The sequence below is a fragment of the Streptomyces sp. NPDC102270 genome (assembly GCF_044766405.1).
Taxonomy (GTDB): domain Bacteria; phylum Actinomycetota; class Actinomycetes; order Streptomycetales; family Streptomycetaceae; genus Streptomyces.
This window is the reverse complement of sequence record NZ_JBIWLX010000013.1, coordinates 187,689-206,400: the sequence shown is the minus strand read 5'-3', so window position 1 is coordinate 206,400 and position 18,712 is coordinate 187,689. Positions and strand designations below refer to the sequence as shown.

Sequence of the window (18,712 nt, the reverse complement as noted above, 5' to 3'; positions counted from 1 at the left end):
AGTCAGGCAGCTTTGCCGGTGGCGAGGAAGAGAGAGGTCTTGGCGGCGAGCCGTTCGGACCACTGGACGGGAGGGGCGCCGAGCTCGGTCTCGGCCAGGCGTTGGCGCTGGACCTCGCCGGTCCCGGCGGGCGAGTAGGTGTGCTGGACGTCGCGCCATAGCCGCTGGAGGGGGTAGTCCGTTCGCACGGCGTGGGCGCCGTGCAGTTCCATGGCGTCCTGGCCGGATCGAACGGCCCATTTGTGGTTGAGATACTTGGAGTTGATGAGTTCGCCGTCGCAGCTCTGGCCATGGTCGAGCATGTGCACGGCCTGGTGGGCGAGTTCGCGGCTGGCCATCAGCCGGGACTTCATGTCGGCGACACGATCACGCAGGACGGGAAGGTCGGCGAGGGTGCCGTTATAGCGGCGGCGTCCCTCCAGAAAGTCGACGACGCATTCAAGAATTGCTTCATGGATGCCGAGGGACACCGCGGCGAGGTTGGGTCGGCCGTAGAGGATGCTGCTGCTGTAGGCGATGTCTTTGCCGTCGCCCACTTCGCCAATCACGTTGGTCTCGGGTATGCGTACGCCGTCGAAGGTGAGCTTGCCGAAGCTGAAGCCGTGGAGGCCGAGGGCGGGCCGGTGCGGTTCGACGGTCAGTCCGTCGCGGTCGTGTTCTACGAGGAAGGCGGTCAGGGCGCGGGAGCCGGCCGTGTCAGCGGAGGCGGTGCGGGCCACGACGCAGTGGACGTGGGCGATGTGGCTGTTGCCGATGTGGACCTTGCTGCCGTCGATGATCCAGTCGCTGCCGTCGCGGCGGGCGGTGGTCTCCATGCCGAGCACATGGCTGCCGGTCTCCTCTTCGGTCACCGCGATCGACAGCAGCGTGTCCCCAGAGGAGATCTGGGGCAGCAGCATGGCCTTCTGCTCGTCGCTGCCGAAGTGGATGATCATCGATACGGGCAGCTGGCTCGCCTGCAAGATGGCGCTGGCCGCGCCCGATGCCCGCGCCACGCTCTGGATCATGAGGGTCTTGGCGAGATGTCCCGCATGCATACCGCCGTACTGGCGCGGGATCGTGGCGCCGAACCATCCCTGCTCGGCCATGAGCAGGGCCAGGTCGCGTTCCACGGCGTGAGGGGAGGACTCCATGCGCTGGACTCGGGGGGCGACTTCCGCAGCGGCGAACTCGTCGAAGTGCTGGACCAGGGCTTCGTAGTCGGGCGTGAGATCCGGAGTCGTGGACGACATCGTGGGCATCGTTGTCTCCCCCTCGGGGTGGTGGTCGCGAGTGGTGCGGCCGGGCGCGCGGGTGCTGCTACGAGCTGGTACGCCGGTAGAACTCGGTCATGAAGAGGTCGCGGTAGTGGTCGATGAGTGTCCACAGCGGGCGGCCTTCCGAGCGGTCTCGCGGCTCGGTGCCGACCACGCAGACCGTGCCCCAGACGTGGTTCGTGCGCTCGTCGATGAGAGGGGCGCCCCCGTACACGCGGACCCCGATCTCGTCGACGACCGGGTTGCCGGCGAACTCGTCGAAGTCGAGGACATCGGTCAGGACCAGCGAGCCCCGGCGCTGGACGACGTGCGGGCAAAAGCCGTGCGTCAGCGGCATGGTGCGGCCCACCACGGGCAGTTCGCCTCCGGAGGGGTTGGCGAGACCGAGGAAGAACTGCTGGCTGCCGACCCAGTTGAGCATGGCGTACGGAGTACCGGCCGCGTCGGCGACCTGTTGGGTGAAGGCGTCGAACGCGCCCACGGGCGGAGCCGTGGGGTCGAAGAATTCGGGCAGGTGGCTCTGCCAGTCGATGTCGTGGCTGGCGGTGGACAGGAGGTCGGACGGAGCGTGGGGGTTCACGGCTGTGCTCCTTGAAGGGCGGTGGCAGGGGAATGTGGGCGGGTGAGTGCGTGGTCGATGAGATGGGCGAGTACGCCGGCTGCGTCCGCCCTCTTGCGGGCGTCGCACAGCACGACCGGAACCGTGGCCGGCAGGGCGAGAGCGGCTGAGACTTCGTCGGGGTCGTAGCGGCAGGCGTCGTCGAACTCGTTCACGGCGACGATGATGGGCAGGCCGCGTCGCTCGAAGTAGTCGACCGCGGGAAAGCTTTCGTCGAGGCGGCGGGTGTCGACGAGGACGACCGCGGCGAGGGCTCCTCGCGTGAGCTCGTCCCACATGAACCAGAACCGGGTCTGCCCAGGCGTGCCGAACAGCATCAGAACGGTGTTCAGCTGGGGGAAGGTGATCCGGCCGAAGTCCATGCCGACGGTGGTCGCCTTCTTGTCGAGCAGCAGCGTGAGGTCGTCCACGCCTTCGGAGGCGGCCGTCATCACGGCTTCGGTACGCAGCGGGGTGATCTCGGAGACGGCGCCCACAAACGTGGTCTTGCCTACCCCGAACCCGCCGGCGACGACGATCTTGACGGAGGTGGCATTCGCGCCGCCGAGCCGGCGCGGGAGCCCGAGGTCAGAGCTTGAGGAGTCCATTGCGAAGGGCCTTCAGGAGAGCAACGTCGGGAAGGTCAGCAGAGTGCGTGGTGGTCATCGCATTCAGCGCACCGATGTCGATCAGCCGGGACATGAGGATCCTGGTGATTTGGAAGGGCAACCCGATCAGGGCGCCGATCTCAGCGACGGCCAGGGGCTGCTCCCGGCACAACGCCATCGCCTGTTCGACTTCCGGCGGCTGGCCGGCAGGCGGTTCTCCCTCGGCCCACAGCAGCGTCTCGATGTGCAAGTCGTGCGTGGGCTTGGTCTGGCCGCCGGTCAGGACGTAGAGGCTGGGGGCCTCGGTGTCCTCGACGGTCCAGGCCGGGCTGCTTGCGGCCGCCATGTCACTGGCCGTCACCGGTAGGGGCTTCGCCCACGCGTGCCTGTGTGGTCAGCAACTCGCCCATCCGCTTGATCAGGTCGACCATCGCGAAACCGACGGCTCCCTCGTCCGCGCGGGGGTTGGTCAGCACACCCAGCACGCTTTCGACCTTTTTCGGGTCGCGTCCCGCATTTCGCGCCACTACGGACGGGGGGCTCCCGGCACTCATGATGAACAGCAGGAAGCTGCTCTTCCTGATGAGGACCTGTTCGACACGGCCCTTGCCGTCGTCGACTCCGTGAGCGATCGAGTACAGGCCGTTGATCACCGCGGCCAGACGGTCCGCCAGTTTGCCGTCCATGCTCGGTCCCGCGTGAGCCAGCCGCAGACCGTCCTGCGTGCCGAGCAGGACGCCTGTCACATCGGGCAGCTGGGCCAAGTCGTTGAGGAGCTCGTCCACAACCACATCCGGCTGTGCTGCCGTCGAGTCGGTGGTCATTGCAAATTCTCCGTATCTCCGTACGTTGTACGGACTGGTGCTCAGGCGCGAAGCGAGGCACGAAGGATGTGTGGGGCGCGTTGTGGTGGTCAGCTCGCGCTTCCCTTTGGCGGTCGCGCCTCGCTGTCTGCCGCGGCTTGTTCCGCGCGATGCACGCCTTGGGTGAAATTGCTGACGAAGGCAGGATCCGGCGGCGCGAGCGGGACGGGGGCGGCCTCTGGCTCGGGAGGGGCCGGGCGCTCATGGACCGTTGCCTGTGGTGTTCGTTGCGGCAACCGGGGGCGGGTGTCAGGTGTTGCGCCGAGCGGCGGCGCTGTCGTGGTCGCTGTCGAGGCGACGGGTCGCCGCTCAGGGGCAGGTCGCGCGTCCCGGTAAGGCAGTGGCGCCGTCCCCGCTGGGACTGGGGCCGCAGGACTGGGCCGAGGACCGCCGGGCGGCCGAGGACCAGGGTGCCTCGTGAGTTGCGCTGCCGGGACCGGTGTGGCGGCAACGTAGGCGTGAGCCTGTGATGGTGGCGTCGGCTCGTTCTGCCAGAGCAGGAGTTTGTCCGGCATCACCACGAGCGCCGTGATCCCGTGCATGAGATTCTTCTGCAGTCGCACTTGGATGCCGTACCGGCGGGCGAGTTTGGCCACCACGAGCAACCCGGTCTGTCGCTGGGCCAGTTGCTCGGCCAGGTCCGTGTCCTGGGGGTCGGCCAACATTCGGTTGCAGCGATCGAGTTCGCCCTGGGCCATGCCTATGCCCCGGTCCTCGATCTCCACGGCCAGACCCGCGGTGACCCTCGTCGCGCGCACGACGACTTTGCTGTCCGGCGGGGAGCAGAGAGTGGCGTTCTCCTCCAACTCGGCCAGCAGGTGGATGAGATCGGGTCCCGCGAAGCCCGGTATCTGCACATCCAGGGTGGATGTGTGCATGCGGACCCGGGCGTACTTCTCGATTTCCCCCGACGCGCCGCGCAGCAGGTCCACCAGCCCGATCGGCTGGTTCAGCGTGCGCGCCTTCACGCCACCCAGAACCGCCAGCCGTCCGGCTGACCGCCGCATGCGCTTGAGCAGGTTGTTGACGTCGAACACGCGATACAGCACGTCCGGGTCCTGGACCTGCTTGGTCAACTCCGTCACGATGCCGAGCGCACGTACGAGAAGCAGGGTCAAGCCCCCGGCCAGATAGACAAGCGCCTGCGTCAGTTCTGTCTGTCGGCCGTTCACCACCGCCCGCCAGGCGTCTGCGTGCAGTTGGAGCAGAGCGGCCTCAGTCTCGTTCCACGGGTTGCTGACGTCGTTCGCCTGGGCTGTGGAGAAGTCGGGAGGGGAAGGCCGTTCTCCCCGATCGATCTGCTCCAGAGCATCGCTGATGCTCTTGCGTCCTTCGTTCACGCCGGCTTGGAAGTGCCGCAGCCAGCCATGTACTGAATCGCTGTACTCCCTGCGCTGCCGGTGCAGCTCAGCCGCCGTGCGAACTGCCATCCAGTCCGCGCAGACCAGCACGGCCAGGCCAGCGGCTGCTGCCACCGCCCCGATGATCCAGCCATCCACATGGACGCGTGCCGTCGAGGCGACGGCAGCCGCCATATACAAGATCGCCGCGACGAAGAGGGCGGGCACGAGTACCAGAAGCCGCAGCCGCAGGTGCAGCCCCTTCTCGGTGCGTAGTGGCTCGGCGCCGCGCGCACGCCGGCGCTGGCCACGTCGGTGACCGATTGGTCGCGGGCATGACTGATCAGACATTGGTGACCTCGCGGAACGTGGTCCTGACAGGGAGGAGGGAAGGGCAGGCAGGGAACGAGCGAGCAGCGCACCCGCACCGGGCGAGGGGACCGCAGCGAGCAGGCCGGGATTCGTGTGGGAGTGGCCGCCGGGGCATGCGCGCCAGACCGCAGCCGACGGGGGAGGCGGCGTACGGCCCGGGCCCACGGGGGTGCCCCGGCGGCCGGTCTATATACGGATCTCGCTGATGGTCTCGACCGCACTCTGCACGACGCGGCTGATGGACGGGGCAATGGAGCTGTCGTGGAGATAGAAGCCGAGGAGCACGGCCGCTATTGCGTGGCCTGCCTTGAGGCCGCCTTTGCGGATCAGCAGCCACACCATGACGGCCAGCACAACAACCAGGGAGACAGTGATGCTCACGGAATTGGGTTTCTGCTGGGCGAGTGCGTCCGGGGGGCCCCGCGTTGCCAATCGGGTCGGCGGCAATGGGCTGTGTGGCTGCGGGGCTTGAAGCGTCGGCGCGCGCGAAGGATGGCGCACCGGCGCAGCTGGTGACCGCATTGGTCCGGGCGCGGCCGAGGTGGGCCGTCATACCGGCTAAGGCGGGAAACGAGGCAGGCAAGATGTCCTCCGGGGGCGCAGACTTGTCGTCTCGCGTCATGTCCGCGACGCCCGGGTGACCGTTTCCGGCCTTCAATTGATTTTACAGGTATATCAGGGAAGTGATCGATGCTCTCAGGTCAGAACCCTGTGAAAAATGCATGGCGCACAAGGGCGTTGGCACCCAGAACGGGAAATACCGCTGCGCTGCATGCTCGGTTCGATCACGGCTAGGAAGAGTGCTTGCCAACGAGGTGCTGCATAACTGCCGTCGTGCTCACCTCCACGGCATCGAGGAGATCCCGTTCCAGCATGTGCGGCATTGCGCCGCATCCCAGCCCAGCGGAGGCGACGGCCTCGGTCAGCCTGCGTTGTTCTCCTGCGGTCATCTCTGTGGAACAGGCGGCGTGCGAGAGGACGTCTCGCGCGACGTAAGCGTCTCCGGAACGCACCGCGTCGTTCAAGAGGTGACGGGCGACCTCGGCCTGGTTGGAATGCGGGGAGAGGTCGAGAACGGTCAGCCCAACGCGTGTGCGGAAGATGGCCAGTTCAGGCCCGGCGTCGAGGCTCAGGCACTCCACTGTCATCTTCTCGCCCGCGCCTTCCGACGCCCTTCCGCCGACCATGAGGCAGAGCACCGTAAGACACGCCGCAACGGGGTGTTCCCAGGCTTCGGTTAGCGTGCTCTCGTCGATGATCCGTCGTGCCGAGGCGGGGTCTCCACCGAGGCAGCGCGTCACGATTTCCACCTGGCGGCCGTCGAAGAGGCGCTGGCCAATTCCTTTGTGCTGCACAGCATGCGCCCGTGCGTGGTCCCATTGATTGGCTGCGACGAGCGCACGCGTTCCATCGCCCAGCAGCACCGTCCACAGCCACTGGCACACGGTCTGGTGATCCTCTGCTGTGGCCGTGAGATTCCGGAACGATACGGGGCGATCCTCAAAGACCAGATCAGTCTTGCTCCTTACCGCTCGGTTCAGGGTGTCGAGCAGTCGATAGGCACGTTCACCTTCGCCGTCTCGGATGTGCAGACGGGCAAGGTTGACGAGGGGTTCCAGGGCATACCGTGCTTCCTGCGCGCCCAACGGCTGGGCGCGCAGGTAGATCTCGGCGTGGCGCCAGCACAGTTCGCGTGCCAGGCTCGGAAGACCGCAGTCACTGGCGATCAGGGCCGACTTGTTCATCGCTGTGGCCGCCTGGCTGAGACCGCGTTCTTGGTGAGCGGTCTCAGCCAGGGTGCTGATCTCCTTGACGCGCTCGGAGAGCGGCGGGCACGCGGGGCGCGGACGAGCGACCAGCGGGAACCGCTGTGCTATCCGGTTGGCGTCCATCTCACTGCCACTCGATGATCAGGCGGTTGAGCGCGTTGTCGAGTGCGAAGCGGCCAGGCTTCGGTGTGAGTGCAGTGGTGTCGACTGGGTGGATCTCGAACTGCACCTCGTGGCTGCGGTAGTCGCGGTCCCAGGCGCGGATCTGCTCGGCGACCTTGTTGGCGAGGGTTTGCGCCTCGGGCCCGTGGCCGATGACACCGAACTCGTACAGGGTGGCGCCGTCCGGGGCTTTCTCCGCGGCCGTGCGGCGGGTGAGGTACGTCAGCGTGCCACCTTCAAACACGGCGGTGGAGCTCGTGTATGGGGCGGTGACCACACCCCGGTCGATGGCCTCTCGGGTTGCGGGCATCCGGCTGAGACCGTTCGGCATTGTGCAGGTCAGCCACAGCTCCAGCCACTCGGCCGACTCCGGTCCCCGGAAGTTCACGCCGGTCCATGCCTCGGTGCGGGTCTGGCCCAGTACACCGGCCAGGGCCTCGGCGTCGACGGCCTGGTCGCCGTTGGTCACGAGGGTCACAGAGCCGTCGTCCGTGAGCTTCACGAAGCGGCGCGGGTCGTCCGCGATGCCGCGCCGGAGCGGCATGAAGGTGTTCATCTCGGAGCCGACGCTGCGCCAGGCGCCGTCCTCTGCCCGCTCGAAGGCGATCGAACGCGAGACGCTGCCGCGAAGACGCAGCGGGGTGAGGAGTCGTCCGCCGGGGGCGAGCTGGTCGAGCCAGGCGTGCGGGACTCCGTGGGCGCCGACCGTGGCGACAATGCGGTCGTAGGGAGCGTTCGGCGCGTAACCGAGTGCACCGTCGCCGAGGATGACCTCGACGTTGTCGATGCCTGCAGCATCGAGACCGGCGCGGGCGCCTTCGACCAGGTCGTCGTCCACATCGACGGTGGTGACGTGGCCCTTCTCGCCGACCAGGTAGCCGAGGAGTCCCGCGTTGAAGCCGGTGCCGGCGCCCAGCTCCAGCACCTTGTGCCCTGGCTCCGCCTCCAGCTGTTCGAGCATGGTCGCCACGATGTCGGGCTGGGAGGCGCAGCTGATGGATGCGCCGCTGTCGTCGGACTTGATGTTGACGGGCGCGTTGCTGTACGCCGCCTCCAGCGGGGCATCGGGGACGAAGAGGTGGCGGGGTACCGTCCGCATTGCCTCCTCTACGCGGGGCGTGCGAACCGAGCCCTCTGTGACCAACCGGTCGATGAGCTGTGTACGCAGGTGGTCGGCGGCGCTGGCTTCGATGGTGTCACTGTTAACGTCGCTGACCGTAGTGCTCGGTGACGTGGTGCTGTGGGTGGGCGGGGTGCTGTCACTCGTTCCCATGACTACCTCTTTCGCGAGTGTTGACAAGGTGTGCTGGTCCTCCCGGGAGAGGCCCAGTCGGTTGAAGTGGAAGATGGCGTGGTGGGCGAGTACGGCCCGCAGGCCGCGTTGGAGTTCCCCACCGTGGTGGAGGGCGGCGAGTCGGCGGCCGAGGGCGTCGAATGCGCTGATCCAGTCGGTCAGCGTCTCCAGTCGGCCGTCGCGGGCGAGGCTGCTGGACGCGCTGGCGTCGATGGTCATGAGCCGCTGCATGGCGGTTCTCACCTGGTCGGATGCTGTTGTGCCGCCGGCTCGCTCAGCCGCGACTTTCGCCCATACGTCGCCCTGCTCGTACCAGTCGAGGCCGGCAGCGCGCATCGCCACGCTGAGCATCAAGACGGCCAGCTCCCGTCGGCCGAGTGGGTCGGGTATTCCAGACTGCTGGCGGGCGAGGTGTTCGAGGATGTGGCGGCTGTCCTCGTGGAAGTGGAGGTGGGCGGCGGCCATGGCGGCCGGTCCTCCGAAGGCGGTTTCCTCCGGCTCGTAGATCTGCGGCTTCCAGGAGGCGAGGGCGCCGGCCGAGATCAGTTCATCCAGCGCGAGGTCCAGGCGCTTGGCCGCGGCCGGGTCGGCGGGGCGGTATCGCAGCCGCCAGGTGGGGAACTTCCGCACGAACGACCAATGGGCCAGCTCGGCGTTGTGGGCGGCCAACAGTGGCAGCAGGTGCTGTGCGGCCGTTGTCTCCGCTTGGTCCCATGCCGTGAAGATCAGGACGCGCTGCGGCCATTCTTCCGGAGCCATGCGTTTCTCCAGGTCAGTTTGTCAGGAAACAGCTGTCCCAGCCGGACAGGGAGGGGCCTTCGGCGGAGTAGGCGTGGAGCGCGAGCGCCGTGCCTGCGGCTCCTTCGAGGAGTCCGATGTCTCCGCCGTCGGCCGGGCTGCACAGCGTGTGGACGAGGGTGTCGGGGGCGGTGTCGGTGATCGGCGCGAGCAGGCTGGGCAGGCAGTCGGTGAGGCCGGGGGTGATCGCATCGGCGGCGGCGAGTTGCGTGATGTGCGCCAGTCCGGCGAAGCCGTGGCACAGGGAGAGGTCGACGGTGGCGTTGAGTTGGCCTGGATCGGTCATCGCCTGCCGGAGGGCGGTCTCGGCAAGACGTTGGCGGTGGGTATCGCCGGTGGCGAGGGCGGCGAGCTGCTGGGCGCGTGCGAAGCCTGCGGTGCCGTAGCACCAGGATGGGCGGGAGGGACCGGGGCCGGGTTTGCCGTTGCGCAGTTGGTCGCGGGTGATCCAGTACGGCCACCACGGTCCGGCTGGTCCGTCCTGCTGCCATCGGTCCAGCCAGCTGAGGATGCGGGTGATCGCTTCGTTCTGGTTGGGCACGGTGATGCCCTGGCGGGCGGTGAGGGCCAAGAGTGCCAGGGGGCCGCCGATGCCGTGGGCCACGCCGTTGTTGGCGTGGCCCTCCGGGTAGTCAGGGGAACGTTTGCCGGAGGGGGCAAGGTGGCTCCACCAGCCGGGGAGGAGTTCGCCGTCGTGTTTGACCGGCTCGGTGAGCCGCACCAGGTAGGCGAGGACGTTCCGCAGGAGATCGGGGTTGGTGCCGCGATGCAGCAGCAGCGCGCCCAGGCCGCTGAGTCCGCGGATTGTGTCGTACTCCGCCAGCTCGGGGCACGCGCCGTGGTCCATGCGGTCGTGGGCGGCGCGAAGTCGCGTGCACACGAGGTTCGTTACGTGTGTATCGAGTGTGCTCAGGGCGCGGGCGTACCGTCCGGGGCGGTCGGCGGCGGAGTGGAGGGCGAAGGCGAGCGCGGGTGCTCCGTAGTAGAGGTGGGCGTCCGCTCCGCCAACGGCTCCGCCGTCGACCGCGCAGGCGAGCCAGTCGTGTACGCGCTGCCAAGGGCCCTGCTCGGCGCGGGCGCGCTCGATGTGCAGCAGAGCCACGCCGACGGCGCCGTGCGCGAGGGATTGTGGCCACCAGCCCTGCGTGAGGTCGAGGTCGCGCACGTTGTCCGGGGAGGCGAGCCGGTCGGCGATGGCTCCGGCGGCGAGGCGGGCGGTCTCATGCAGGTCCATGGTTGTTCCCCCTCCGTGCCGTCCAGGCCAGGGCTGCGGCGCGGGCCAGCCGGACGCAGATGCGCTCGTCGTCCTTGTCGATGCCAGTGGCCCGAATGTGGTGGGCGTGCAGGAGCGAATCGAGCACGAGGTGGGGATCGAGGTCGGATTCGCGCAGCCGGGGCCGGTACCGGGCGATGGCCTGGTCTCGCTGTGCCCAGGCCGCGGTGATGGCCTCCCCGCCGACGCGGGCCCGCAAGGCCGCCCAGCCGTCGGTCGGGTCAGCCAGGCGGACTGCTTCGGGAAGGACCTGCCGGTCGAGGGGGCGCGGATCTGTGATCTTCCCGTATCTGGACAGCCACTCCATCGCTTCGTCCACGCTGCCGGTGAAGGCGGTGGCGAGGGACACGAAGTTCGCTGTGGCGAGGACTCGTGGGTGTGGGCGGTCCGGCTGGGCGAACTGCACGGCGAGGGCACGGGAGTCGGCGGCGAAGACATCTTCGGCGAGGCTCATCAGCGGACCCGTGCCCCAGCGCCCGGTTTCGGGGTAGCTGGTAGCCAACTGCATGTCGTTCACCAGGCCGGCGCCGCGCAGGTGTGCGGCCCAGTCACTGATGTGCGTGACGGCCTGCCCCACATACGTGGATTCGGGGAGGGCGATCCGCAGTCGCAAGTGCGGACGCGGGTCTTGGTAGCGCATGAACCACCATGTCGGTGGGGTCTCCCAGCGAGCGAGGAGGCCGGGTAGGTGCTGGGACAGGATCTCGGCGTGCCGTTCCGGGTGTCCGTAGAGCTTGACCAGGAGCCAGGGGCTGGTGCCGGGCAGGTGTCCGTGGTCGCGGGTGAGCAGGCGGTCCGCGGTGACGGGGGGGACCGTTGGCCACTTCGGGGCGCGGGTGGCCGTCATGGGGATGACGATCTCGTGGGCGCGGCCGGCGAACCAGCCGCCTCCGTCGGGGGAAGTCTCCGTCAGCACGGCGGTCTCGGCCGTCGCGAGGTGGCTGCGCAGTACGGCGCGGTGGGCGCTCTGAGAGAGGTCCAGCGGGAGAAGCTGATCACCTTCGGTCAGGGCAACGGTCTCGGGCACGCGGCGTTGCGTGCGCCACTGACCAACTGCCGTGTGCCACTCGTCCCATGACGCGGCTCGGTCGGGTAGGTCGGAGGCGTGCATCAGCCAGCGGGCGGGCGCGAGGACAGCGCGCCCGTATCGAACGCGCGGGAGGTAGGGCAGGGCTGCGGCGGCTCCCCACGAGAAGTCGGTGACGACGGCGGACTGGGAGCGGCTGATCTCGGCGAGGAATCGGACGAGGGGCGGTGTGTGGGCCCGTAGGTCCAGGGCGTGCATTACGTGCGGTTCCACCAGGCACTTGCGTGAGAGGGAGGCGAGATAGAGCCTGCGCCGATCGCAGCCGACGGCCAGGTCGTCGAGGTCGATGGTGCGTTCATCCGTGGTCCGGTGCTCAGCCATGCTGATGACGGCTGGCAGCATCTCGGGAACGCGGCTGACGTTGGAGTCCGCTCGGTCAAGCGGGGCGAAGGAGAGTTGCGCGGGCAGCGCCCCGGGTGAATTGGTTGGGAGTCCTTCCAGCACTGCGGCGGCGCGAGCTCGGTCGTCGGCATTCAAGAGCGCGAGGAACCTGCCGCTCGTGGTGCCGATGCCGCGTGACGGATGGATCGCGCAGAGCGCGAAATCACCGCGGGCGAGGGCGTCGGCGGAAGCCGCCTCGACGTTGAAGGAGACCTCCATGTGCGGGGGTACCTGCATGCTGCCCTGGTCCCCGACCTGAAGACGGCTGATCAGGTCCTCGTCCAGCGCGATCTCGTCGCGGCCGTCAAGAGCGGCGGCTTGGGCGAGGGCCAGAAGCCGCTGCTCTCGTTTGGACAGCGGCTCGCGCGCCTCCGGTTCGCTGTCCATGTAGCCGGCGGGGAGGCCGAGCCCCGCATCAGGGTCTGTCACGTCCCGCAGCGGCACCAGGGAACCGATGCCGTACTTCTCGAAGAAGCGGGTGTGGTACTCCTTCCAGCCGGGCGTGCCGAACGGCGCCGGCGTGAGGCGGGCCAGTACGGTGGCGGCCTGCTCCGCCTCTCGTGCGACCTGGGTGGGCAGTACCAGCGAGCAGTTCATGCGCAGGTCCATCGCCACCGGGTGATCCGTGGCGGCGACCTCCTTCATCTTCTGGCGGAGCGCCCGGCGCAGGCGCCGTCCGTCCATTGGCGTGAGGGCTTGGTTGTGCTGGGCCACGGTGTCGCGCACCGCTCGCAGGTCGCAGAGCAGACCCGCCACGGGCGGTACATAGTCGGCATGGACGGCGTCCAGCTGCTGCACGAGGTGGTCAAGAGGATCAACTACGGCGGAAGGGGCGTGCAGGCTGCTGACGAGTGCGCCGTTCCGGATCAGGCTCGTGACCAGCTCCCTGACCCGCGGCTCCGGAACCTGGGGGAACCCGGCTTGCACCTTGTCCGCGAGGAGGTCGTACCTGATCGGGGATCGCGCAGCGTCCAGGGCGGCCCGCACCGCAGAGGTGAACCTGATGGACACCTCTGCCGTCGGCTTGCCGGTGCTTCGCGACCGGGCAGGGTAGGGGACGATCAATCGGTCCCCCCGGACGAACGAGGTGTTGCTGGCCACCACGGGGAGCCGTCGTAGCAGTTCGGGGCAAGCCTCCAGGCGACGGATCACCTCGGTGACCCAGGCGGCGTCCGGGCGGGCCACGGCCCGGTGCCACTGGCCCCACCGCACATCCGGCCGCTCCCCGAGTGTGGCCAGCGCGATTCCGGCGAACAGGCCGTTCGGTGTCGCGCGGCCGGTCATCCGTTGCACATACCGGATCACCGACACCAGCGTCCGGCGGACCTGTCGGGCCTGCGGGACGGCGGTCGTCGCGCACAGGGCGTCCATGTGCCGTGCGAGAGAGGGACTGGCCTGCTCCACAGCATCCGATACCTCGTCGAGGGCCCACAGCGCACGGAGCCACGTAAGCCACTGCTGCACTTGGCCCGGAGACTCGCCAGTGACGTCCGGCCACGGCGGCAGCGGCAGCCGCGTGTGGCGGGCGGCCCTGACGAGCGCCACGTCCGCGCACTGGTAGAGCACCTCGTGCCTCGAGTTCATGAGCCCTTCCTGTTCCGTGTCCGTGCGGTGCCGGCCCGCACGACGAACCCGCATTGTGCGGACCGGCACCGGTTGATCCGACGGGTCAGGCCACGTTGGTGGCGCAGGACCCCTTGCAGGTGGGCTTGCAGCCGTCGTCGGTCAGGTTGATCAGGACGGCGGACCCATCGCCGGACTCCAGGACGCTGATGTCCAGGTCGAACGGGTCACCGGCCGGTGCAGCAGGCGGGCTGGCCTGCTGCTTGACCGTGCGTGCCTCCATGTGGGTCTCCCTGCTCGTCGATTTCGCGGAGGGTGCTCAGGCGACGGCGGTGGCGCACGGGCTGGAGCAGGTGCTGCCACAGCCGTCGTCGGTGAGGTTGACCAGCGTGGCCGAGCCGTCGCCGGACTCCAGGACGCTGATGTCGAGGTCGAACTCGTCGGTCTCCATGTGCGTGTCTCCTTCTCAGGTTGGGCGGTCAAAGCCGCTGTGTGTGCCGCCTGTTGGCGGCTTCCGACACGGTTGGGTCACCGCGTCGGGGGTCTGGTGGGGTGATCAGGCGCCGCTGCCGCACGTGGCCCGGCAGCCACCAGGGGAGTTGGCTGGTCACCGGCTTGATCACGCCGGTCTGCTGATCACACAGCTCGGCCATGCGCGGTCTCCTTTCGGGCCGTGCCGGCGTATGACGCGGCCTGGGGCAGGACCGGGTATTCGAGTGCCAGTGTCTGTGGCGCGGTCAGGCCCGGGGAGGTCAGTTGCCAGCCGTCGAACAGCCGGGTGATCTGTTCCTTCGTCCGCAGGTGGACGGGGCATCCGGCCGCCGTCATGGTTTTGGCGAATCTGCGTACGGGTTTGCCCGAGAGGTCGGCGGTGGCGTGCGTGATGACGAGAGCGCTGCCGGTGGCGGCCACGTGTTTGTACTGGTCGACGAAGACGGTCAGGGGCTGCGCCGCGGTGTCCTCGATGTGGTGGAGCACGCTGCCGAGGAGAAGGATGACCGGTTCTCGCCAGTTGATCGTCTCCAGGATTTCTCTGGAAGCGAGGATCGACTCGGGGTCGCGTACATCGGCGCACAGGCTCTCGACGACAGCGGGCGCCTTGCCCGTCGTCATTGCGTCGGCGTGGGTGTGCACCAACACGTCGTTGTCGATGCACACGGCGCGGGCGCCGGGATGAATGCGGGTCAGGACATCCACCGGCGTTGGGCCGTGGGGAAGGCCGCAGCCGAAGTCGACCAACTGCCGGATGCCCGCGATGGCCAGGGCCTGCACCATCAGGAGCACGTACATGCGCTCGTGGCGGACGGCGCTCTCCAAGAACGGCATGCGGTCGGCCGCCCGAAGGGCCCCGTCACGGTCGACGAAGTAGTGGTCTCGCCCGCCGAGCAGGTAGTTCTGCAACCGGGCGCTCGACGGCCGTGCCTGCAGCTCGGCGATCGCTGCGGAGGGATGGAGGAGCATCGGGTGGTCAGGTCGCATGCCGCTCCACCTCGTTGGTGGTCGTGTGGAGTTCGGGCAGACGCCACGACGGACCGTCCGGTGCGCCGAGCCACAGCGTGTGTTCGGTCTCCGTGATCGTCACGCCCAGCTGCTCAACCTCTGGTTCTCCGGCCGCGTGCCACTGACCGAGCGCGTCGAACAGATCGGAGCCGAGATCGCGCGGCCCCCACTCGTAGATGCGGGGGGAGTGGAGGAAGACCACTGCCCGAGACGCCTGGTGGTCATGAATACGCAGGCGGTCGGCAACGTCGCCTTCGAGCTGCGCAACGCCGCGCACGACCTGCATTCGAAGGTCAGGGCGAAGCAGGCCGGCGAACAACCGGGCCGCCGTCCGTACGTGCGCCCCCCTAGGGTCCAGGGCTTCCGACGTCCTCGGGCTGCCCTGCGACTCGACGGGGGTGCCCTCACCAGGTCGGTGCTCGCGCAGCCACACGGTCTGCAGAGCCGGTCCGGCGTGGAAACGTCCGCTGGCCGATGCCCCGTCCCGCGCCACGGTCAGGACGAGCAGCGTGCTGGATCCGCCCAGCGCGGTACGGACGGGCAGGCACAGTCGGCCGCCTGGACGAACCCGGGTGACCCAGTCCCACGGCACACGGCGTACTGCACGATGGGACAGGAGGCCGTGGAACGAGCCCGCCGGCCCCAAGACCTCGGCCTGCGATCCGCTGACCACGCGAACCCGCGGGTAGGGGCGTAGGCGCTGCCGGGCGATCTCGGCGAGACGTTCTGTGTCCGCGGCCGTCACCACTTTGCCGCCCTGGAGAAGGTGGTCCAGAGAGGCTGCCGTCCAGCCGCAGTCTGTGCCGATCTCGGCAACGGCCGTCCCCGGCACTGGAGCGAGCGCGGCCAGGCGCGTCGTGGCGTCTTCTTTGGACGGGATCACTCCCGTGACGATGCCGGGGCCGCCCTCCCCACCGTCGTCGACGTCGAAGACGAGCATCTCGGAGCGATGGACGAACTTCGCCCACTCGCCGGCGTGCTTACTCCGGTCCACCCTGCGCCAGCGACCACCTCGGTGCGTACGGATCACGTGGGGCACGAAGTCCTGTCGCCGATCGCAGGTGAACACGTCCCCCGCGTGCTGGTGAACGTGGCCACTGCCAGGTCGCAGGCTGTCGGCCTCGACGCGGGCGTTCATGCCTGTCCTGCCATGGCGACGACGTCTCCGGAGTTGTCACGGCCGGTCGCGGGGCCCAGGAGACGGAACTGCCATCCTCGCGTGACGGCGTGCGCGGCCGAGGAAGCGCCCAGCGCCCGCAGCAGGCGTCGAGCGTCCTTGCGTACGTCGTCCAGCGGACGCTTCGCGACGGCCGCGATCTCCTGGACGGTCTTTCCGCCGGCGAGCCCTGCCAGGACGGTGCGCTGCTCCTCCGGCAGCTCGACGATGTAGTCCACAGGCCCGGGGACGTCCAAGTGTCCGTGGCGGTAGGCGAGGTGCACCATGCCCGCCCGCTCGGAGGTTCCGAGCTTTCCGCCGATCCGGAGGATGTACGTCTTGACCGTGCTGTCGGACACTCCCATGTCGCAGGCCGTCTCCGCGGTCGTCCTTCCCTGAGAGATGCCCAGCAGGGCCTCCCGCTCCTGAGGGGAAAGCGGCGGCGAGATGGGCTCGTCCGGGGCCGGCATGGTCGTACTCCTTCGGTGTTCTGGCACAGTCGTCGTCTTATCGGGGCCGGCCCACTTTGCTGATCGGCTGGTTGGGGCGTGAGCTACGAACCGCCGTAGAGCTGCAGGGCGAGTTCGGCGAGGACGTAGACGGTGGGCAGGCTGATGTCGGTAGCGAGGAGGACGGCGACCCGGTGCGCGCGAGCCTGTTGCCAGCCACGTCGAACGCGCCCTGGGGCCGGCTCGTCTCTCCGGGGTGAGCCCGAAATCGGCGGGGAGGCCGGAGCACGGTGAATCCGCTGAGGGTGCGCCGCGCGATAGGACCCGGTCACGTCACTCACCGTCCCGCTCGCAGTCCTGTTCGGCGTAGCGCAGCAGGGCCTCGGTGTGGACCGCGAGACGGTATGCGTGCTCCCTCGCCGCCTTGAGCCCCTCTCCCGGAGCGGCATCGCGGGCCTCCTGTGAGCGCTCGATCGCCTCACCGCATGCGGACCACCCTCGGCTCCCGGCGGAGAGCGATTCCAAGTGGATCGAGACGTGGGGGACGAGCGTCGTGACGTATCCGCTGAGCGCTTGCGTGACCGCCGCGAGGGTGTGTGGATGTGGGTACACCCCCGCCTGCTCCCAGGACTTCGCCGCACGAATGGCTTCGCGGATACGCGTCGAATCGAACCCGGCGCACACAGTCCTCCCCCAGCCGTCGACCACGTCGTCAGAGGTATCGACAGCAGGAAGGACGGCGAGCAGCTCCCGCCCGACCTCGGACATCCGCCGGTGCAGGGACGCCGCACGCACGGCGTCGCCGGGGATCTCTTCGTCGAGTAGGGCACGCACGCGTACGACCAGTCGATCGTCTTCCATAGGAGGCTCGTTGGCATCGAGGGGAACGACTGCTCCGAGCAGTCGCATCAAGTGGCCGCGCATAAGCAGCAGTTGGACGTGTCGCTCGTCCGGGTCTTCGCTGACGGAGGCCGACTCGCCGAAGACCAGTCTGGTCACTTCGCGATGAAGGGTCTCCTGCACCGCGAGAGGCGACGGTCCGGGTGCGAGGGTCGATACAACGGTCCGCAGTTCACGGCCCAGTTCCCTGAATGAGCCCTCCGGCCAGGACACGCCGTCCCCATGCCGACCGCCGATTGTGGGGGCTGAGGTCGTGGTGCGAGGCATAAGGACAACTCCATTAGTGAGATCCGAAGTTGGCGACCGGGGAGCCACCTCGACGGCCCCAGAGGAGCCACCGAGGCAATTCGAGCCGCCACTCGCCGACAAGGGCGGTTCGTGCAAGGAAGACACGACGCGGCGAGCTACACGGACATCGTTCAGGGAGCTCGGAGACGCCGGTACCGCCGCACAGGACTCGGTCGGGACGTCCTGGGACGTCCCACGAGTCGACTCAATGTTCAGACCGAACTTGCCGCCACAAAGCAGACGTTGTGCAAAGGAGAGTTGGCTCGACAGACGGGTGAACTGGCGGGCTGCGACGGCATGCCGCTCGTCCTTCCTCCTCCCTCTGTGCCGGAGGCAGAAGCTGTAATGCGGTCGACGGCATCGTGATCTGGTAAACCAGCTCTCCTGACGCCGAGGGGACTTGGTCGAGGGCAGCGTCGGCCCGCTCAACCGGCGCGTGCGCTCTCTGGACGTCTCCCCGCCCGTCATGACGTCTCCCGCGCCTGCGGGTTCCCGTTCGTGCCGTTGTTGCTGATAAGGAAGGTCGCCCACACGTCCTTCCCGCCCTTGAACGGGGAGCAGCCAAAGTCGTCGGCAAACGCCATGACAAGGGGCAACCCCCTGCCGTGCTCAGCCTCATCGTTTGCGTGAGTCGGCTTGGGCAGCGCGGGATCGAAGTCGCGCACGCAGACGCTCAGTGCCCCGGGGAGGCGGGTGAGCGTCAGCTGCGTGTTCCTCATCCCGGTGCGCAGGGTGGGTTGTACGTGCCGCAGGACGTTGGTCAGCAGTTCCGTAACCACGAAGGTCGTACCGTCGGTCAGATCAGCCAGGCCCCATAGCTTCAGGTGGGCGCGCACGATGGTCCTGACGATGGGCACGGCCAGCTCGGTCACATCGAGGTCTATCGACAGACGTCCCGGCGTGCTGCGCGTCGTAGCGCGCACGCCGGTGGCTGGCGCAGCGGATACTTCCAAGAGGTCGGCCATCACAGGTCCACTTCGGGTCTGGTGGAATCCTCAGCAACGAGGTTTGACTGCGGTGTGTACTGGTGCGGAACCGGTCAGCCACCATTCAGT

18 protein-coding genes are annotated in these 18,712 nt (G+C 68.2%); all 18 read right to left on the bottom strand.

Annotated elements, in window-relative coordinates:
• Positions 1-2: 2 nt before the first annotated feature.
• The 18 genes from ACIRP7_RS27735 to ACIRP7_RS27650 all read right to left on the bottom strand — a co-directional run bounded on the left by ACIRP7_RS27735 (position 3) and on the right by ACIRP7_RS27650 (position 18,622).
• On the bottom strand, positions 3-1,241 hold the full coding sequence (locus ACIRP7_RS27735; protein ID WP_403664728.1) for an acyl-CoA dehydrogenase family protein: 1,239 nt from the start codon (positions 1,239-1,241) through the stop codon (positions 3-5).
• A gap of 58 nt (positions 1,242-1,299) precedes the next feature.
• Positions 1,300-1,836 (bottom strand): GAF domain-containing protein, encoded by a 537-nt coding sequence (locus tag ACIRP7_RS27730; RefSeq protein ID WP_403664726.1) that lies wholly within the window; start codon positions 1,834-1,836, stop codon positions 1,300-1,302.
• Positions 1,833-2,462: a GTP-binding protein gene (locus ACIRP7_RS27725; protein ID WP_403664724.1), complete on the bottom strand. Its 630-nt coding sequence runs from the start codon at positions 2,460-2,462 to the stop codon at positions 1,833-1,835. The genes ACIRP7_RS27730 and ACIRP7_RS27725 overlap by 4 nt, the downstream gene beginning before the upstream one ends.
• A complete protein-coding gene (locus ACIRP7_RS27720; RefSeq protein WP_403664722.1) occupies positions 2,443-2,808 on the bottom strand; it encodes a DUF742 domain-containing protein in 366 nt (121 codons plus the stop codon). The genes ACIRP7_RS27725 and ACIRP7_RS27720 overlap by 20 nt, the downstream gene beginning before the upstream one ends.
• Position 2,809: 1 nt before the next feature.
• The gene (locus ACIRP7_RS27715) at positions 2,810-3,286 is read right to left on the bottom strand and encodes a roadblock/LC7 domain-containing protein (RefSeq protein ID WP_403664720.1); all 477 of its coding nucleotides are present in this window, start codon (positions 3,284-3,286) and stop codon (positions 2,810-2,812) included.
• 89 nt (positions 3,287-3,375) lie between these two features.
• Complete coding sequence (locus tag ACIRP7_RS27710) at positions 3,376-4,893, bottom strand: ATP-binding protein (RefSeq protein WP_403664718.1); 1,518 nt, start codon at positions 4,891-4,893, stop codon at positions 3,376-3,378.
• Between the two features lie 330 nt (positions 4,894-5,223).
• A complete protein-coding gene (locus ACIRP7_RS27705; RefSeq protein WP_307169379.1) occupies positions 5,224-5,418 on the bottom strand; it encodes a hypothetical protein in 195 nt (64 codons plus the stop codon).
• Between the two features lie 410 nt (positions 5,419-5,828).
• Positions 5,829-6,929 (bottom strand): hypothetical protein, encoded by a 1,101-nt coding sequence (locus ACIRP7_RS27700; protein WP_403664716.1) that lies wholly within the window; start codon positions 6,927-6,929, stop codon positions 5,829-5,831.
• Between the two features lies 1 nt (position 6,930).
• Positions 6,931-9,021, bottom strand: a complete 2,091-nt coding sequence (gene fxlM / locus ACIRP7_RS27695; RefSeq protein ID WP_403664714.1) for a methyltransferase, FxLD system — start codon at positions 9,019-9,021, stop codon at positions 6,931-6,933.
• Between the two features lie 13 nt (positions 9,022-9,034).
• A complete protein-coding gene (locus ACIRP7_RS27690; protein WP_403664713.1) occupies positions 9,035-10,294 on the bottom strand; it encodes a lanthionine synthetase C family protein in 1,260 nt (419 codons plus the stop codon).
• Entirely contained in the window at positions 10,281-13,385 is a 3,105-nt protein-coding gene (locus ACIRP7_RS27685) for a lantibiotic dehydratase (RefSeq protein WP_403664711.1), read from the bottom strand. The genes ACIRP7_RS27690 and ACIRP7_RS27685 overlap by 14 nt, the downstream gene beginning before the upstream one ends.
• 85 nt (positions 13,386-13,470) lie before the next feature.
• Positions 13,471-13,647 carry an FxLD family lanthipeptide gene (locus tag ACIRP7_RS27680; RefSeq protein ID WP_403664709.1) on the bottom strand — a complete coding sequence of 59 codons (177 nt, stop codon included), beginning with the start codon at positions 13,645-13,647 and terminating at the stop codon, positions 13,471-13,473.
• A gap of 36 nt (positions 13,648-13,683) precedes the next feature.
• Entirely contained in the window at positions 13,684-13,815 is a 132-nt protein-coding gene (locus tag ACIRP7_RS27675) for an FxLD family lanthipeptide (RefSeq protein ID WP_078935889.1), read from the bottom strand.
• Positions 13,816-14,000: 185 nt separating this feature from the next.
• On the bottom strand, positions 14,001-14,843 hold the full coding sequence (locus tag ACIRP7_RS27670; protein ID WP_403664706.1) for an SAM-dependent methyltransferase: 843 nt from the start codon (positions 14,841-14,843) through the stop codon (positions 14,001-14,003).
• Positions 14,833-16,002, bottom strand: coding sequence for a protein-L-isoaspartate O-methyltransferase (locus ACIRP7_RS27665; RefSeq protein WP_403664704.1), 1,170 nt, complete (start codon positions 16,000-16,002; stop codon positions 14,833-14,835). The genes ACIRP7_RS27670 and ACIRP7_RS27665 overlap by 11 nt, the downstream gene beginning before the upstream one ends.
• Entirely contained in the window at positions 15,999-16,490 is a 492-nt protein-coding gene (locus ACIRP7_RS27660; RefSeq protein WP_403664702.1) for a LuxR C-terminal-related transcriptional regulator, read from the bottom strand. The genes ACIRP7_RS27665 and ACIRP7_RS27660 overlap by 4 nt, the downstream gene beginning before the upstream one ends.
• A gap of 312 nt (positions 16,491-16,802) precedes the next feature.
• Positions 16,803-17,468: a DUF6415 family natural product biosynthesis protein gene (locus tag ACIRP7_RS27655; protein WP_403664700.1), complete on the bottom strand. Its 666-nt coding sequence runs from the start codon at positions 17,466-17,468 to the stop codon at positions 16,803-16,805.
• A 653-nt stretch (positions 17,469-18,121) separates the two neighbouring features.
• Positions 18,122-18,622: an ATP-binding protein gene (locus ACIRP7_RS27650; protein ID WP_307169368.1), complete on the bottom strand. Its 501-nt coding sequence runs from the start codon at positions 18,620-18,622 to the stop codon at positions 18,122-18,124.
• Positions 18,623-18,712 lie beyond the last annotated feature (90 nt).

What these genes read in the sequence shown, in the direction of transcription:
- ACIRP7_RS27700 (WP_403664716.1), bottom strand. Translation starts at nt 6,929, where the DNA reads ATGGACGCCAACCGGATAGCACAGCGGTTCCCGCTGGTCGCTCGTCCG.
- ACIRP7_RS27680 (WP_403664709.1), bottom strand. Translation starts at nt 13,647, where the DNA reads ATGGAGGCACGCACGGTCAAGCAGCAGGCCAGCCCGCCTGCTGCACCG.
- ACIRP7_RS27715 (WP_403664720.1), bottom strand. Translation starts at nt 3,286, where the DNA reads ATGACCACCGACTCGACGGCAGCACAGCCGGATGTGGTTGTGGACGAG.
- ACIRP7_RS27735 (WP_403664728.1), bottom strand. Translation starts at nt 1,241, where the DNA reads ATGCCCACGATGTCGTCCACGACTCCGGATCTCACGCCCGACTACGAA.
- ACIRP7_RS27725 (WP_403664724.1), bottom strand. Translation starts at nt 2,462, where the DNA reads ATGGACTCCTCAAGCTCTGACCTCGGGCTCCCGCGCCGGCTCGGCGGC.
- ACIRP7_RS27720 (WP_403664722.1), bottom strand. Translation starts at nt 2,808, where the DNA reads ATGGCGGCCGCAAGCAGCCCGGCCTGGACCGTCGAGGACACCGAGGCC.
- ACIRP7_RS27665 (WP_403664704.1), bottom strand. Translation starts at nt 16,002, where the DNA reads ATGAACGCCCGCGTCGAGGCCGACAGCCTGCGACCTGGCAGTGGCCAC.
- ACIRP7_RS27660 (WP_403664702.1), bottom strand. Translation starts at nt 16,490, where the DNA reads ATGCCGGCCCCGGACGAGCCCATCTCGCCGCCGCTTTCCCCTCAGGAG.
- ACIRP7_RS27670 (WP_403664706.1), bottom strand. Translation starts at nt 14,843, where the DNA reads ATGCGACCTGACCACCCGATGCTCCTCCATCCCTCCGCAGCGATCGCC.
- ACIRP7_RS27650 (WP_307169368.1), bottom strand. Translation starts at nt 18,622, where the DNA reads ATGGCCGACCTCTTGGAAGTATCCGCTGCGCCAGCCACCGGCGTGCGC.
- ACIRP7_RS27690 (WP_403664713.1), bottom strand. Translation starts at nt 10,294, where the DNA reads ATGGACCTGCATGAGACCGCCCGCCTCGCCGCCGGAGCCATCGCCGAC.
- ACIRP7_RS27675 (WP_078935889.1), bottom strand. Translation starts at nt 13,815, where the DNA reads ATGGAGACCGACGAGTTCGACCTCGACATCAGCGTCCTGGAGTCCGGC.
- ACIRP7_RS27685 (WP_403664711.1), bottom strand. Translation starts at nt 13,385, where the DNA reads ATGAACTCGAGGCACGAGGTGCTCTACCAGTGCGCGGACGTGGCGCTC.
- fxlM (WP_403664714.1), bottom strand. Translation starts at nt 9,021, where the DNA reads ATGGCTCCGGAAGAATGGCCGCAGCGCGTCCTGATCTTCACGGCATGG.